At 62.7% G+C, this 244-nt stretch carries 1 protein-coding gene; it reads left to right on the top strand.

Annotated features, from left to right (window positions below):
* A partial coding sequence (locus SB751_RS34285) for a class I tRNA ligase family protein (RefSeq protein ID WP_410749531.1) occupies positions 1-244 on the top strand: 244 nt, incomplete at both ends.

Raw genomic sequence — 244 nt, forward strand, 5'->3', positions numbered from 1 at the left:
GTCGAAGTCGCGCGGCACCTTCATCACCGCGGAAAGCTACGTCACGACGGGCCTGAACCCCGAGTGGCTGCGCTACTACTTCGCGGCGAAGCTCAACAGCACGATGGAAGATCTCGACCTGAACCTCGAAGACTTCCAGGCACGCGTGAACAGCGACCTCGTCGGCAAGTACATCAACATCGCGAGCCGCGCGGCGGGCTTCCTGATCAAGCGTTTCGACGGCCGCGTGCAGGACAGCGCGATG

Origin of the sequence: Cupriavidus sp. SIMBA_020 (assembly GCF_046535395.1) — a bacterium.
Lineage (GTDB): Bacteria > Pseudomonadota > Gammaproteobacteria > Burkholderiales > Burkholderiaceae > Cupriavidus > Cupriavidus campinensis.